The sequence below is a fragment of the Bradyrhizobium lablabi genome (assembly GCF_001440475.1).
Taxonomy (GTDB): domain Bacteria; phylum Pseudomonadota; class Alphaproteobacteria; order Rhizobiales; family Xanthobacteraceae; genus Bradyrhizobium; species Bradyrhizobium lablabi.
The window spans coordinates 248574-263254 of sequence record NZ_LLYB01000125.1 but is presented as its reverse complement, the minus strand read 5'-3'; the positions used below and the strand labels follow the sequence as shown (position 1 = coordinate 263254).

Genomic DNA, 14681 nt, shown 5'->3' with positions numbered 1-14681 from the left:
CCAGCCCGCACCGCCTCCCGCCGCCGCTCCGCCGCGCGGACCGTTTGCTCCCGGCGCGCCGCGTCCGCCGGGGAATGTCGGACGATCGGCCGAAGTGCCGCCGGGCAACTTCACGCGATAATTTCTGTCGTTCCGGGGCGTCGCACCGCGACGAGCTACGATGTGCAATTGCACATCGTAGCTCCATCATCACCATCGTGAGCAGGGATTTCCGGGCCTGCGCCGACGCGCATCCTCACGCGCGCGACTGCGCGACCTGCGAAATGACGAACTGTTAGCTAAACGCGCTCAGCCGTAATAGCGCCAGCGCGGCGGCGGACGGCGTGGCGGGCGTGTCATCAACAGCGCCAGCGCAAATCCGATCCCGCCTGCGACGAGTAGCGCGCCCAGCGGATTTTCCTGCACCGTTTTCGCCACCGCTTTCTGGCCGCTGCGAACGGTGTCGCCGCTGTTCTCATAAGCATCCTTGGCATAATTGACGGCAGCGTCAGTGGCGTCGCGGGCGGCGTCCTTGGCCTGACCGTACAGATTTTGCACCGTGCCTGCGGCTTCGCGCATGCGGCCTTCGGCCTGCGTCCTGGCGTCGCCAGCCATGTCACCGACCGTGCTTTCAACCTTGCCTGTAAAATCCTTGGCCGAGCCGGCAATCCGATCCTTGTCCATCGCGGTTACTCCTGTTTTTCAGAGGATGTAACCAGTAAGACCCGGTCGGGTTCCTAGCGTTCGAAACGCCCTTGGTCACAGCGCCGGGCTCACAAAATCAGCCCGCCATCGACCACGATGGTCTGGCCGATGATGTAGGACGCCAGCGGCGAGGCCAGGAACAACGCCGCACCGGCCATGTCAGCCGGCGTGCCGAGCCGCTTCAGCGGGATCCGCTCCAGCGCGCCTTCGAGGCGTTTCGGATTCGCCGTCGTCGCCTTGGTCATCTTGGTATCGACCAGTCCCGGCGCGATGCCGTTGACGCGAATGCCGTTCTCGGCCCACGCCTCGCCAAGCGTGCGCGTCAGCCCCACCGCACCGGTCTTCGAGGCGTTGTAGGCCGGATTGCCCATGGTCGAGTGATAGGCGGCGGTCGAACTGACGATGATCAGCGAGCCCCTGCTCGCGCTCAGCATCGCCTGAAATTTGGTCGCACACGCCATCAGACTCATCAAATTGACTTCCAGCACCTTGCGAAAACCATCCATCTCGAATTCGCCGCGGCGGTAGATCACCGCGCCTTGCGCAAGGATCAGCACATCGAGTTGCGTGAAGGACGGCTTGAAGGATTCGATTGCCTGCGCATTACTGACGTCGAGCCGGAAATAATCGAGCCCTTCGAGATGCGAGCCTTCGTCGGGCGAATAGTCGCTAGCGCTTTCGCGGGTGCCGCAGACGGCAACACGCGCACCCTTGGCGCGGAACGCCTGTGCGATGCCGTTGCCGATACCGCTGGAGCCACCGACCACCAGCACCTGCCTGCCGCTGAAATCCAGTTCGTTCATCCCTATGGTCCTTCTTGTTGTGTTCTATTTCGAACCTTCGTCGAGGAATTTGACGACCAGAATTAGCACTCTTGCACGCCATAAGTCTTGAACGCACGTCGCCGCTGCTCTTCCTCGGTCCTTTCCGGGAATATGATGTAGCTGGGAGCAAGAATTGGCGCGACCCTGCTGACCGCAACACGAATTACGGCGCGTATGTTGAACTCAGGTCCCGCCATCCGCGCAAGAGGCTGCACAATCGCTGCAAAGTTCGGTTCTGCGGCAGTTACCAGCGCGGCGGTGCCGTAGGCCTTGATGCCCTTCTGCGCAAAGATATCGACTGCGCTGATACAGACCTTGGGATTTCCGGATATGTTTCTTTTACTGACTGGCGACGCGATTTCAGCCACCAACACCTCATTGGCGCCGGCCCCCATGCAGAAGATTTCCTTGGGGCTGACGTTCGGCTGACCGTCTGCATCCACGGTAGCGAGCCAGCAAAGCACCGAAGTCTCGATTGCGGTACGGAGTCGTTCCGAGATGTCCATTTGTCCTGCTCTTGTCGTGTTTATTTCGAACCTTCGTCGAGATGTTTGACCATCAGAACCTGGTCGTAATATCGCCCGCCCTGCTTGAGGCCCCGCTTTTCATAGCCGTACTCGACGAAGCCCGCAGCCGCGTAAACGCGACGTGCGCCCTCATTCTCGCTCACCACGGTCAGTTGCACCATCTCCACGCGTCCGCGTGCGTGGTCGAGAACCGCCGCAACAAGCTTCTGCCCGAGCCCCAAATTCCTTGCGGTGTTTCGAACGTACATGCCCCAGAGTGTCGCCTTGTGCGCCTGCTTTGCGCTTTCCCGCGCAGCATAGGCCGCGACACCCGCAAGCTCCCCGTCGACGAGAGCGCCGAAGATAGCAGTCCTGCCAAGAACCTCTTCGAACCACGACAGCGGCAGCGCGCTTTCCTTTTCAAAGGTGCTGCCGAAGGCTTCCGGATTTCTCTGCAGGCCATCGAGCCGGATCTCTCGGTACAGCGCCGCGTCGACTGGCTCCAGCCGACGGATCTGCAGGCCACCAATACTGGTCACGTCTACACCTCGCTCGGCTTGTTTGACCTGTCTGCGGATCGGTGCCAGCCTTGTCAATCCTGCAACGCGCCTCGCACCCTGTCCGGATCGCATCATGTCAGATTTCAATGAGCTCAGCCGCTCGGTCAAGGGATTGACCGTTCTCGTCACCGGCGCTGCCAGCGGCATGGGCCGCGCCACCGCGCTGGTGTTCGCGGCCGAGGGCGCCAATGTCGCCGTCACCGATATCAATGCCGAGGCGACGCAGGCCGTCGCCGGCGAGATCACGGCGAAGGGTGGTACGGCAAAGGCGTGGGCGCTCGATGTCGCCAATCCCGGCGAGATCATCAAGGTGGTCAACGACGTCGCCACCCATTTCGGCTCGCTCGATATCGTCATCAACAATGCCGGCATCTCCGTGCGCGTGGCGATCGACAATGACGGTTATGAAGCCGCCTGGGACAAGGCGCTGGCCGTGATGCTGACCGCCCATCCCCGCATCATCCGCGCTGCGCTGCCGCATCTGCGCCGCTCGAAATGTCCGCGGATCGTCAACATCGCCTCCACCGAGGCACTCGGCGCCACCGCGCTGCACAGCCCTTACTCCGCCGCGAAGGGCGGCGTCACCAGCCTCACCCGCTCGCTCGCCGTCGAGCTTGGCCGCGAGGGCATCACCGTCAACTGCATCTGCCCGGGCCCGATCCGCACCGCGATCACCGAGCGGATTTCCGAGGAGCACAAGACGATCTACGCCAAGCGCCGCACCGCGCTCGGCCGCTATGGCGAGCCGGAGGAAGTGGCGCACATGACGCTGAGCCTGTGCCTGCCGGCCGCTTCCTTCCTGACCGGCGCGGTGATCCCGGTCGACGGCGGCCTGATGGCGCGAAACGCGTAGCGGGCATGCACCCGCAGCGTTGACTTGGACATTTCGGGGAGTAATTTTTCTTACAAACAGAGCGGGACAAACCGCCCGCCGCTTTCAGGAGAGACGCCATGACGGTCACGATCCGGCAGCTTCATCCGCACTTTTTCGGCGAGGTTTCGGGCGTTGATTTGCGTAACCCCTTGACCCCGCAGGAAGCGGCCGACATCGAAGCCGGCATGGACAAATATGCCGTGCTGCTGTTCCGCAACCAGGACATCACGGACGAACAGCAACTGGCCTTCGCGCTGAATTTCGGCGAGCGAGAGAAGGCGCGCGGCGGCACTATCGTGAAAAAGGACGAATACCGCCTCACCTCCGGGCTGAATGACGTTTCCAACCTCGGCAAGGACGGCAAGCCGCTGGCGCGCGACAGCCGCGCCCATCTGTTCAACCTCGGCAACTGCCTGTGGCATTCCGACAGCTCGTTCCGACCGATTCCAGCAAAATTTTCGCTGCTGTCGGCGCGGGTAGTAAACCCGAAGGGCGGTAACACCGAATTCGCCGACATGCGCGCGGCCTATGACGCGCTGGACGACGAGACCAAGACCGAGATCGAGGACCTGATCTGCGAACATTCGCTGATGTATTCGCGCGGCTCGCTCGGCTTCCTGGATTATTCCGACGAAGAGAAAGCGATGTTCAAGCCGGTGCTGCAGCGGCTGGTGCGGACGCATCCAGTGCATCGCCGCAAGTCGCTATACCTCTCATCACATGCGGGCGCGATACTGGGCATGAGCATGCCGGAGGCGCGGCTGCTGCTGCGCGATCTGACCGAGCACGCCACGCAGCCGGAATTCGTCTATGTCCACAAATGGACCGTGCATGACCTCGTGATGTGGGACAATCGCCAGACCATGCACCGCGTGCGCCGCTACGACCAGTCGCAGCCGCGCGACATGCGCCGTGCGACGGTTGCCGGCACCGAGCCGACGGTGCAACAGCAGGCGGCGGAGTAAAGAGCCGAAGCCGTAGGGTGGGCAAAGCGAAGCGTGCCCACCATTCGCGACCATGGTTTGGATGGATGGTGGGCACGGCGCAAGTGCGCCTTTGCCCACCCTACGATCGGCTACGAAGCGGCCCTAAGCGTGCCCGGCTTCGTTCGCCAGCATGCCGGGATCGATGCCGATCTTGCGCAGCGCGCGCTGGTATTTTTCTTCGACATCTTCGCCGAAGATCAGATCCGGATCGGCGTCGCAATGCAGCCAGCCATTGTGCTGGATCTCGTTCTCAAGCTGTCCGGGCGCCCAGCCGGCATAGCCCAGCGCCAGGATCGCGTGCTTCGGCCCGGTGCCCTTGGCGATCGCCTTGAGGATATCCACCGTTGCGGTCAGGCAGATGCCGTCGTCGATGTTCAGCGTCGCGTCCTTGATGAAGAAATCGCTCGAATGCAGCACGAAGCCGCGACCGGTATCCACCGGGCCGCCCTTCAGCACCTGCATGGTCTCGGCATTTTCCGGCAGCTTGATCTGGTCGTCCTTCTCGATGATGTCGAGCTGCACCAGGAGGCCGGGAAAGTCGATGCTGCCGGCCGGACGGTTGACGATGATGCCCATCGCCCCTTCCGAGGAATGCGCGCACATGTAGATGACGGAGCGCTCGAAGCGCGGATCGCCCATGACTGGCATGGCAATCAGCAGCCGGCCGTCCAGGTAACCGTCGCCGGGCGAATGATCGCCAAAGCCGGCAGATTTGCGGCGGACAGGCTTCGGTGTCTTGCCTTCAGGGCTCATCCGCAAAGGCCTTTCTCTTGCTGGCTCATATCCTGATATCGGGTACGGTTTCTGTCAATCAAGCTTCCGGCACCATCGGTCGGCCGATCACACGCAATTCAATGGTTTGCCTCGAAAGTTGCCTGTAAAGACGTGCCATGAGCGTCATAGTTCCCTTGCGCGCCGCACTCGGCGTCGCCGCGTTATATGTCGCATGTGCGACATCGGAGGTTCGCGCCGAGGATGCTTCGCCATGGCAACGCGACGCGCATTCCGCGGTGCGGTTGCTGGCGGGATCGCGCAGCGGCACGGTGCTGCTCGGCGGCGTCGCCATCCAGTTGCAGCCGGGATGGAAGACCTACTGGCGGACGCCTGGCGATTCCGGCGTACCTCCCCGCTTCGACTTCTCCAAATCGGATAATGTCGAAGCCGTGACCGTGCTGTGGCCGGCGCCGATGAAATTTGACGACGGCGCAGGCGGCACCGCGCTGGGATACAAGCAGCAGGTCGTGCTGCCGCTGCGGATCGTCGCCAAGAATGCCGACAAGCCGGTGACGCTGCGGGCCCACATCAATTATGCGGTCTGCGACAAGATCTGCATTCCCGTCGACGCCAGTGCCGAACTCGCATTTTCCAGCGTGGCAAGCACCGAGGACGGCAACCTGTCCGATGCGCTGAACACCGTGCCGAAGCCCGCCAATATCGGCGACCCCATTCCGCTGACCATCCGCGACATCAAGCGCGAGGGAAAGAACAACGTGCTGGTCGACGTGACCGCGCCCGAAGCCAAGGAAGTCAGCCTGTTCGTCGAGGGGCCGACGCCTGACTGGGCGCTGCCGGTTCCAAAGCTGGTCGGCAACAGCCCGCCCGGCGTCAAGCGCTTTGCCTTCGAACTAGACGGCCTGCCGCCCGGCGCCAGCGCCGACGGTGCCGCGCTGAAGCTGACGCTCGTTGGCGGCGACCGGGCCTACGAATTCAACGTCAGTTTGAATTGAAGCGATCTGTCGTCCCCGCGACCCGTCTTCGCCAACGCTTCGCCGGGGTCTGGCATTGGGCTCGCCGAAGCTTTAGCGAAGGCGGCACGCGGGGACCCATCCCCCACGGCCGTCGTTGCTGGACGATCTGGTAGACACCTCGCTCCATAACTCCTCCCTGTGGCTATGGGTCCCCCGATGCGCAATTGCGCATCCGAGGTCGCGCTTCGCTTGCCCGGGACGACAATCCCCACCCAACCGAATCTTAACGAATGGTTGATACATCCGGCCATCGCCGCCACCTCGCGGCGCGTTTCGGGGATGCACCCTTGTGGCCGTGATGGATACGCAATCCGCAACCGCTCCGCCAGCCGGCCTGATCGCACGCCTGCGTGCCCTGCTCGGCGGCTCCCATGAGGCCTCCGTCACCAAACGGCTCGCCGGTACCATCTTCATCATCCGCGTGCTCAGCGCCGCCCTCGCCTATTTCTCGCAAATCCTGCTGGCGCGCTGGATGGGCGGCTCGGATTACGGTGTCTATGTCTATGTCTGGACCTGGGTGCTGCTGCTCGGCAGCATGATGGATTTCGGCATTTCGGCGTCGGCGCAGAAGATCATTCCGGAATATCGTACCCGCGGCGAGCATGCGCTGCTGCGCGGCTTTCTCTCCGGCAGCCGCTGGATGACGTTCATCGTTTCCTCGATCGTCTCGCTTATGCTGGCGGGCGTGGTGAAGGGATTGTCGCCGTGGATCGACGCCAACGCGATCGTTCCGCTCTATGTCGGCTGCCTGACGCTGCCGGCCTTCGTCGTCGCCAATACCCAGGACGGGATCGCCCGTTCGCATGACTGGATGCAGCTCGGCCTGATGCCGCAATTCATCGTGCGGCAAACGCTGATCATCGGCCTGACCGCCGGCGCCGTCGTGCTCGGCTTCAATCTCGGCGCCACCGCCGCGATGCTGGCGAGCGCCGCGGCGGTATGGATCGCGATGATCGGCCAGATGATCGTGCTGAACCGCAAGCTCGGCAACCATGTCGAGCCCGGGACCAGGGCCTATGATTTCCGCGGCTGGCTCGCCATCTCGCTGCCGATCCTGATGGTCGAGAGCTTCTATCTACTGCTGTCCTACACCGACGTGCTGGTGCTGCAGCAATTCCGCTCCTCGGAAGAGGTCGGCATCTACTTCGCCGTGGTGAAGACGCTGGCGCTGGTCTCCTTCATCCACTACGCGATGGCGGCAACAACAGCGCATCGCTTTGCCGAGTATCACGCGCAGGGCGATAAGGCGCGGCTGTCGGCCTATGTGGCGCACGCGATCCAGTGGACGTTCTGGCCGTCGTTGGCCGCGACCGTACTGCTGCTGGCACTCGGCAAGCCGCTGTTGTGGCTGTTCGGGCCGCAATTCGTCGCCGGCTACGACATCATGTTCATTGCTGCGGTTGGTCTTCTGGTGCGCGCCGCGATCGGCCCGGTCGAGCGGCTGCTCAACATGCTTGGCCACCAGCACATCTGCGCGCTGGCCTATGCGCTCGCCTTTGTCATGAACGTGGTACTCTGCGTGTTGCTGGTGCCGGGCTTTGGCGGCCACGGCGCGGCAGCGGCAACCTCGATCTCGCTTGCGTTCGAAACCGTGCTCCTGTTCTGGATCGTGCGCCGGCGGCTCGGCCTGCACGTATTGGCGTTCGGGAAGCATGGGTCCTAGAGCCCGCTGCTCGGTTGGAGCCGATCTCAGGTCCGTGGCGAAACCGTTCCCGCGACGTGACAGGACAGCGGTATCGCGGTGCACCGGCAAATTGGGGAAAATAACCACCGGATTGCGATGCGCGCATGAAATATTCTTATTTCGCCCCATCCTCTGCCATCGATAGGACGTTTATCCCCCGCGTTGATATATGTTCGCACATGCGAATGGAACCTGCGCCCGGAAATGATTGATCCTCTCTACGTTGCCTCGGGATTCGGCGTCGGCCTGCTGGTCGGGATGACGGGCGTCGGCGGCGGCTCGCTGATGACGCCATTGCTGATCCTGCTGTTCGGCGTCCACCCGTCGACGGCCGTCGGCACCGACCTGCTCTACGCCGCGGCGACCAAGACCGGCGGCAGCCTGGTGCATGGCCTTGCCCGCAGCGTTCACTGGCCAGCGGTGATCCGCCTCGCCAGCGGCAGCATCCCGGCAAGCATGGTAACATTGCTGGTCCTGTGGCAGCTCGACCTCAACGGAGAATCTGCGCGCAGCCTAGTCAATCTGGTGCTGTGCTTTGCGCTCTTCCTCACCGCGACGTCGTTGATCTTCCGCAGGGCGATCATGGATCGATATCGCCGGCGTATGGAGCGGCTCGACGATTTGACGACCGCCCGCGCGACCGTGGTGGTCGGCGTTGCGCTGGGCGTGCTGGTGTCGATTTCGTCCGTGGGTGCCGGCGCCGTTGGCGTCACCGCACTCCTGTTGCTCTATCCGCGCCTGCCGATGGCAAACATCGTCGGCTCCGACATCGCGCACGCCGTACCACTGACGCTGGTCGCCGGCATCGGCCACTGGGCGCTGGGGTCGGTCGATTGGGCGCTGATGGGCGTGCTGCTGATAGGCTCCCTGCCCGGCATCGTGATCGGCAGCTACTGTGCGGTTCGCGTGCCGGAGACGGTGCTGCGGCTGGTGCTGGCCTCGGTTCTGATTCTGGTCGCCAGCAAGCTTGGCTTCAACGAGCTGCATTTTTCGCACGAGAGCATCGCAGCCGTGACCGGGAGCACCGCCCATTAAAGCGGGATGACTTTTCTTCGAAGCGTCATCCCGCTTTAANTGTTTGAGCATGATCTCCGCGCAAACGCGTTCGCGTTTGTCGCGAGGGAAAGCCGCTACACACTTTTCCGGATCATGCTCTGGGCGTTAGACGCTCCCGGGCCGTTAGCATTCCCTACTCCGCGGTCCAGCCGCCGTCGATCGACAAATTGGCGCCGGTGATCTGGGCGGCATCGTCGCTGCACAAAAACAGCGCCAGTGCTGCGACCTGCTCTGAGGTGACGAACTCCTTGGTCGGCTGCGCATCCAGCAGCACATCGTGAATGACCTGCTCCTTGGTCATGTTGCGCGCCTTCATGGTTTCGGGAATCTGCTTCTCCACCAGCGGCGTCCAGACATAGCCCGGGCTGATGCAGTTGCAGGTGATCTTGAACGTCGCAAGCTCCAGCGCCACCGTCTTGGTGAGGCCGGCGATGCCGTGCTTGGCCGAGACATAGGCCGACTTGAACGGCGAGGCGACCAGCGAATGCGCCGACGCCGTATTGATGATGCGGCCCCAGCCGCGTTTCTTCATGCCCGGCACCGCGGCGCGGATGCCGTAGAACGCCGACGACAGGTTGATGCCGATGATGGCTTCCCACTTCTCGGGCGGAAACTCCTCGATCGGCGACACGAACTGAATGCCGGCATTGTTGACGAGGATATCGACCGAGCCAAACGTCTTCTCGCCGAGCGCGATCATTTCGGCGATCTCGGCCGGCTTGGTCATGTCGGCGGGCGAATGCACGGCGCGGACCTTGAAGTCGGTCTCGATGCCGGAGCGCTCGCGCTCGATATCGGCCGGCACGCCCATGCCGTTGAGGACGATATTGGCGCCGGCAGCGGCGAAAGCGCGCGCGTAAGCCAGTCCGATGCCGCTGGTCGAGCCGGTCACGACAGCAGTCTTGCCCTTTAATGTACCCATTGCATTCACTCCTGCTTGCTTCCGGGGGACCTGGGAACATCCCCCATCATATCATATGCCATCATGGTCTGGCCGGATTGCGGGCGCTCGAGCACATCCCTGTGACGCATTGACAGATGAACGTCGCGGACGCCCGCGTTCCAGTGCTCGATCATGGCGACGTGCGAGAAGTCGTAATCCTTCGACGAGGATTCGTAGTTCTTGCTCTTGTAGATCAGATGCACCACGGTGACGGTGTTTTCGCGGGCCGCCTTGCAGAGGACCTCCACCGCCGGATCGTTCCTGAGATGATCTGGCAGTTTTCCGAGCAGCTCGCGCAACGCCTTGCGCGCATTGTGCAACTGCTTGTTCTTGTCGGTGGTCATGCGGGTGCGGCTGGAATAGCGGATGTCCTTTTCGCGCTCGGCGGCTTCCAGGAGCGACGTCGGCAAGTCGCCGCGCGCGCTGAACAGGTCGACCTGGAAGATCAGCAGATCGCGGTTGGCTTCCTCGCCCAGCACGTGATCGAGCGGCGTGTTGGAGGCAATGCCGCCGTCCCAATAGTGCTCGCCCTCGATCTCGACGGAAGGAAATCCGGGTGGCAGCGCGCCGGAGGCCATGATGTGCTCCGGGCCGATTTTCTTGCCGAGCTTCCTGAATTCGAAATTGTCGAAATATCTGAAATTGCCCGATGTCACGCCGACCGCGCCGACGCTGAGCCTGGTCTTCAGATCGTTGATGCGATCGAAGTCGACCAGCCTTTCGAGCGTCTTCTTCAGCGGCGCCGTGTCGTAATAGCTCTGCGATTGCGCACTGCCCGGCGGCCATAGCGGCGCCGGGGGGATGCGCGGCGTGAAGAAGCCGGGCACGCCGAAGGTGGCAATCAGCGCGGCGCTGGTTTCGTTGAAGAGCGAACGTGCGCGCTCGCCATTTGAGATCGGATTCCACGGTACCGGAGATGACACCATCTCCCAGAATTCCTTGAGGCGATCGACGCGTTTTTCGCCTTCGTTGCCGGCTATGATCGCGGCATTGATGGCGCCGATCGAAATGCCCGCAACCCATTCCGGGTCGAAGCCTGCGCGGCACAGCGCATGGAAGGCCCCCGCTTGATAGGAGCCGAGCGCGCCGCCGCCTTGCAGCACCAGCACCCGCTGTGCCTTGGCGGGCGTGGTTGCCGGCGCGGTATCGGAATGATCCATAGTGACCGTCAGATGGCTGACAACGATGCGGCACCGTGGCGGCAGTTCGCGACGGCGTCAATCAGGCGGGTTCCAAGCAAGGATCACGCCTGCTTTATCGCGCCTCAGGTCGATGCCAGAATGAGCGTCCAGAACACTTTGTATTTGGTGTTGGGAGCATAGCTCGCCGCGATGCCCAATTTTGTGACACCGTTCTTGAGCATATTCGCCTTGTGCGGCGGAGAGTCGCGCCAGCCGGAGAAGGCCTCGGCTAGGGTGTGATAGCCAGCCGAGACATTCTCGACCGCTGTTGTCGCCGGATAGCCGGAGGCCCCCAGCCGCTTCTCGAGCGGCCCCTTCACATTGTGGTCCATCTTGTTTCGGGCCGCCATCGCCTGCGACTGCTGCTCGGCGAGCTTGGTCAGCTCGGGATCGACCACCACGGCGCCGAGGCCGTTATTCTGGCGGTACTGCGAAATCATGACCGCCGCCGCTGTCGGATCGAGCGTAGCGCCGGGTTGGGCCATATCGAGATACATGGCCGGCTGATCCGGGATTTTGACGTCTGCCGAGCAGCCGGCAAGCAGCAAAAGCCCGATAATGGCGGTGGTCGCCCGTTTCACTGAAAGGAATCCCCCAAGGTTGGACGGCCGTTGTTGCATACCAACCATGGCTGAATGGTGAACGGGGGGCGAATTTGGGGCGCCGTAGCCCGGATGGAGCGGAGCGAAATCCGGGGTCTGTCCAGGTGGCAGGCAATCCCGGGTTACGCTTCGCTTCACCCGGGCTACGTCGTCAATCCTGCGCGGCAAAGATCCGGTAGCGGCGGGGCTGCAGGCCGATGATCTCGCCGGCCTGGAGTTCCCGGTCGCGGGGGGCGTCGATCTCGATCACAGTCTTGCCCTCGCCGCCCGTCAACGCCACCTCCGCCCGCTGGATCGGGCCGAACGAGCGAACATGGCGCACCGCGCCCTCCAGCGAGCCGGTTCCGGCCGGGCCGATCTGCATGTCGTGGCGGCGGACGAACAGCTTTGAGGCGCCGGAGACCGCGCCATCGGCGGCGATGTTGAGCGGCCGGTCGCCGAGCCGCACCGAGCCGCCTGTCACCTCCACCGGCAGCACGATGGACTCGCCGATGAAGCCGTGGACGAAGGCGGTCGCCGGATTGTCATAGACCTCGCCGGGCGAGCCGATCTGCTCGATGCGCCCCTTGTCCATCACCACCACGCGGTTGGCGACTTCGAGCGCTTCTTCCTGGTCGTGGGTGACGAAGATCGAGGTGACGTGGATCTCATTGTGCAGCGAGCGCAGCCATTGCCGCAGCTCTTTGCGCACCTTGGCATCCAGCGCGCCGAAGGGCTCATCTAGCAGGAGGATGCGCGGCTCGATCGCGAGCGCGCGGGCAAGTGCAATGCGCTGCCGCTGGCCGCCGGAGAGCTGGCTCGGATAGCGGTTGGCCAGCCAGTCGAGCTGCACGAGGTCGAGCAATTCCTTGACGCGGGCGCGGATCGTGGCCTCGTCCTTGCGCACCGCGCGCGGCTGCACGCGCAGGCCGAAGGCGACGTTTTCGAACACCGTCATGTGGCGGAACAGCGCGTAATGCTGAAACACGAAGCCGACATGCCGCTCGCTGGCGCCGTGTCCCAGCGCATCCTCGCCGTCGATCGTCACCTCGCCGGCATCCGGCCAGTCGAGGCCCGCGATGATGCGCAACAGCGTGGTCTTGCCCGAACCGGACGGGCCGAGCAGCGCCAGCAATTCGCCCTTGCCGACCTTCAGATCGACATTGTCGAGCGCGGCAAACGAGCCGAACTTCTTGACGATGTTTTTGACTTCAATGGTCACTTGGCTCGTCCCTTGGAGGTTGTCCTTCGTCCAGGCGCTGTTCGAGAACGGTCTTCACGACCAGCGTGATCAGGGCCAGCATCGCCAGCAGCGAAGCAATCGCAAACGACGCCACGAATTGATATTCATTATAGAGGATCTCGACCAGCAGCGGCATGGTGTTGGTCTCGCCGCGGATATGGCCCGAGACCACCGACACCGCGCCGAATTCGCCCATGGCGCGCGCGTTACACAGCAGTACGCCATAGAGCAGGCCCCATTTGATATTGGGCAGAGTGACGCGGAAGAAGGTCTGCAGACCTGACGCTCCCAGCGAGATCGCGGCCTCTTCCTCCTGCGTGCCCTGCTCCTGCATCAAGGGAATGAGCGAGCGGGCAACAAAGGGAAATGTCACGAAGATCGTCGCCAGCGCGATACCGGGCACGGCAAACAGGATGTGGACATTGTGCGCCTGCAGCCACGTACCCCAATAGCCCTGTGCGCCGAACAGCAGCACGAAGACCAGACCAGAAATCACCGGGCTGACCGAGAACGGCAGATCGATCAGCGTGATCAGGAAGGTCTTGCCAGGGAATTCGAACTTGGCAATGGCCCAGGCCGCGATCACCCCGAACACCAGATTGAGCGCGACTGAGATCGCCGCCACCAGCAGCGTCAACCGGATCGCCGAAAGCGCCTCCGGCTCGGCCAGCGCGGCGAAATAGGCGGTGACGCCCTTGGAAAACGCCGATGCGAACACCACCACCAGCGGCAGTACGACGAAGATCGTGAGAAAGGAAACCGCGAGCGCAATGATGATGAAGCGGATCGGTCCCGGCTCGCTCCGCAGATCTTTGGAAGCAGCCGTCGCGCGGGCACGGGTGCTCGCGTCGCGGCCGGACGGCGGGGAGATGGCGAGATCTGCCGTGGAGCTATAGGCCTGCAACCGGGCCGCTGGCGTCACAAAGGTCGTTTGCGTCGACATCTCCAAGCTCTCAATGCGCGGGGACGCGGGTTTGCGCCCAGCGTTGCAGGCGATTGACGGCGAAGATGATCACGAATGCAGCCAGCAGCATGACGACGGCAATCGCCGTCGCATCGGCATATCGGAATTCGGAAAGCCGGATCACGATCAGAAGCGGCGCGATCTCCGACACGTTGGGCAGATTGCCGGCGATGAAGATCACCGAGCCGTATTCACCGACCGCGCGCGCGAACGCCAGCGCAAAGCCGGTCAATAACGCCGGAATAAGACTTGGCAGAATCACCCTGAACACCGTGTGCCATCGGTTGGCGCCGAGGCTCGCTGCCGCTTCCTCGATCTCGGGATCGAGATCGATCAGGACCGGCTGAACCGTTCGCACCACGAAGGGAATGCCGATGAAGACCATCGCAATGAAAATACCAATCGGCGTGAAGGCCACCTTGATGCCGAGTTCGGCGAGCGGCGCGCCCAGCCAGCCCTTCTGCGCGAATAATTGCGTCAACGCCACACCTGCGACCGCGGTCGGCAACGCAAATGGAATGTCGACGATGGCGTCGAACAGCCGACGCCCCGGAAAACGATACCGCACCAGCGCCCAGACGATGATGGTGCCCATCACCAGATTGACGAAGGCCGCCGCAAAGGAAAGGCCGAACGAAATCCTCAGCGCGTTCAAGGTGCGGCGGCTGGTGAGGATTTCCCAGAATTGCCCCGGAGAAAGCTCAAGCGTCCTCAGAAAGAGGCCAGCGAGAGGAATCAATATGATGACGGAGAGCCAAGTCAGGGTCAGGCCCATGGTAAGCCCAAACCCCGGCAGGGTACTCCGCCGTGCGACCGCTGTGCTCACAAATCCCCCTGCTTCCGCTCC

The 14681-nt window shown here is 62.8% G+C and carries 16 protein-coding genes; 5 read left to right on the top strand and 11 right to left on the bottom strand.

Annotation, left to right across the window (positions count from 1 at the left end; all coding sequences use genetic code 11):
• Positions 1-288: 288 nt before the first annotated feature.
• The 4 genes from CQ14_RS36685 to CQ14_RS36670 form a co-directional block, all read right to left on the bottom strand.
• On the bottom strand, positions 289-663 hold the full coding sequence (locus tag CQ14_RS36685; protein ID WP_057862592.1) for a CsbD family protein: 375 nt from the start codon (positions 661-663) through the stop codon (positions 289-291).
• 89 nt (positions 664-752) lie between these two features.
• Entirely contained in the window at positions 753-1487 is a 735-nt protein-coding gene (locus CQ14_RS36680; RefSeq protein WP_057862591.1) for an SDR family NAD(P)-dependent oxidoreductase, read from the bottom strand.
• A 62-nt stretch (positions 1488-1549) separates the two neighbouring features.
• Positions 1550-2014: a pyridoxamine 5'-phosphate oxidase family protein gene (locus CQ14_RS36675; protein ID WP_057862590.1), complete on the bottom strand. Its 465-nt coding sequence runs from the start codon at positions 2012-2014 to the stop codon at positions 1550-1552.
• A 20-nt stretch (positions 2015-2034) separates the two neighbouring features.
• The gene (locus CQ14_RS36670; RefSeq protein WP_057862589.1) at positions 2035-2553 is read right to left on the bottom strand and encodes a GNAT family N-acetyltransferase; all 519 of its coding nucleotides are present in this window, start codon (positions 2551-2553) and stop codon (positions 2035-2037) included.
• Between the two features lie 94 nt (positions 2554-2647).
• On the opposite strand from CQ14_RS36670, the gene CQ14_RS36665 reads away from it, so the two are divergent.
• Both CQ14_RS36665 and CQ14_RS36660 read left to right on the top strand, forming a co-directional pair.
• Complete coding sequence (locus CQ14_RS36665; RefSeq protein ID WP_057862624.1) at positions 2648-3427, top strand: SDR family NAD(P)-dependent oxidoreductase; 780 nt, start codon at positions 2648-2650, stop codon at positions 3425-3427.
• 98 nt (positions 3428-3525) lie between these two features.
• Positions 3526-4413, top strand: coding sequence for a TauD/TfdA dioxygenase family protein (locus tag CQ14_RS36660; RefSeq protein WP_057862588.1), 888 nt, complete (start codon positions 3526-3528; stop codon positions 4411-4413).
• Positions 4414-4536: 123 nt separating this feature from the next.
• On the opposite strand, the gene CQ14_RS36655 is transcribed toward CQ14_RS36660, so the two are convergent.
• Positions 4537-5187: a YqgE/AlgH family protein gene (locus tag CQ14_RS36655; protein WP_057862587.1), complete on the bottom strand. Its 651-nt coding sequence runs from the start codon at positions 5185-5187 to the stop codon at positions 4537-4539.
• Positions 5188-5324: 137 nt separating this feature from the next.
• On the opposite strand from CQ14_RS36655, the gene CQ14_RS36650 reads away from it, so the two are divergent.
• The 3 genes from CQ14_RS36650 (at position 5325) to CQ14_RS36640 (ending at position 8901) form a co-directional block, all read left to right on the top strand.
• Positions 5325-6161: a protein-disulfide reductase DsbD domain-containing protein gene (locus CQ14_RS36650; protein WP_057862586.1), complete on the top strand. Its 837-nt coding sequence runs from the start codon at positions 5325-5327 to the stop codon at positions 6159-6161.
• Positions 6162-6480: 319 nt separating this feature from the next.
• Entirely contained in the window at positions 6481-7845 is a 1365-nt protein-coding gene (locus tag CQ14_RS36645; RefSeq protein WP_156435805.1) for an oligosaccharide flippase family protein, read from the top strand.
• A 225-nt stretch (positions 7846-8070) separates the two neighbouring features.
• Positions 8071-8901 (top strand): sulfite exporter TauE/SafE family protein, encoded by an 831-nt coding sequence (locus CQ14_RS36640; protein WP_057862584.1) that lies wholly within the window; start codon positions 8071-8073, stop codon positions 8899-8901.
• Positions 8902-9055: 154 nt separating this feature from the next.
• On the opposite strand, the gene CQ14_RS36635 is transcribed toward CQ14_RS36640, so the two are convergent.
• The 6 genes from CQ14_RS36635 to cysT all read right to left on the bottom strand — a co-directional run bounded on the left by CQ14_RS36635 (position 9056) and on the right by cysT (position 14630).
• A complete protein-coding gene (locus tag CQ14_RS36635; protein WP_057862583.1) occupies positions 9056-9844 on the bottom strand; it encodes a 3-hydroxybutyrate dehydrogenase in 789 nt (262 codons plus the stop codon).
• 5 nt (positions 9845-9849) lie between these two features.
• The gene (locus CQ14_RS36630; protein ID WP_057862582.1) at positions 9850-11025 is read right to left on the bottom strand and encodes a DUF3734 domain-containing protein; all 1176 of its coding nucleotides are present in this window, start codon (positions 11023-11025) and stop codon (positions 9850-9852) included.
• A 104-nt stretch (positions 11026-11129) separates the two neighbouring features.
• The gene (locus CQ14_RS36625; protein ID WP_057862581.1) at positions 11130-11666 is read right to left on the bottom strand and encodes a CAP domain-containing protein; all 537 of its coding nucleotides are present in this window, start codon (positions 11664-11666) and stop codon (positions 11130-11132) included.
• A gap of 133 nt (positions 11667-11799) precedes the next feature.
• Positions 11800-12849, bottom strand: coding sequence for a sulfate/molybdate ABC transporter ATP-binding protein (locus tag CQ14_RS36620; protein ID WP_057862580.1), 1050 nt, complete (start codon positions 12847-12849; stop codon positions 11800-11802).
• Positions 12839-13813, bottom strand: coding sequence for a sulfate ABC transporter permease subunit CysW (cysW, locus tag CQ14_RS36615; protein WP_082650185.1), 975 nt, complete (start codon positions 13811-13813; stop codon positions 12839-12841). Before cysW ends, CQ14_RS36620 begins: the two co-directional genes overlap by 11 nt.
• A 10-nt stretch (positions 13814-13823) precedes the next feature.
• Entirely contained in the window at positions 13824-14630 is an 807-nt protein-coding gene (gene cysT / locus CQ14_RS36610; protein WP_082650191.1) for a sulfate ABC transporter permease subunit CysT, read from the bottom strand.
• Between the last annotated feature and the right edge of the window lie 51 nt (positions 14631-14681).